Below are 343 nucleotides of genomic sequence, written 5' to 3'. Positions count from 1 at the left end.
CAGCTGGGCGAGGTTGCTGGTGACCTCGGCCTGCGCGGAGGCGGGGATCGCGGGCAGGCCCGGCTCGACCTCGGGGCAGCTGATCGTGCCGACGGCGCCGGCGCCGTCCCCGGCTCCGCCCGCGTCCTCCCCGGCGCCGGTGTCCCCGGCGTCGCCGCCCGCGTTCCCGCCGGCCCCTTCCGTGGCGCCCCCGGTCGGCTCAGCCCCGGCGTCACCGCCCGCCCCGTCACCGCCCGCCTCGTCACCGCCCGCCTCGTCCGCGCCCCCGGCGTTCAGCGTGCAGGGGGCGAGTGCTTCGAGGCCCTCGGGTTTGGCGGCGGCGCGGCCGATGGCGGTCTCGATG

1 pseudogene is annotated in these 343 nt (G+C 80.5%); it reads right to left on the bottom strand.

The window, feature by feature from the left end:
- Positions 1-343: pseudogene (locus tag KM933_RS38860) on the bottom strand (hypothetical protein); the annotation flags it as partial.

The sequence above is a fragment of the Streptomyces beigongshangae genome, from assembly GCF_019710745.1.
Classification (GTDB): Bacteria; Actinomycetota; Actinomycetes; order Streptomycetales; family Streptomycetaceae; genus Streptomyces; species Streptomyces beigongshangae.
Note: the sequence above shows the minus strand (reverse complement) of the source record. Positions and strands in the feature narration are given on the sequence as shown.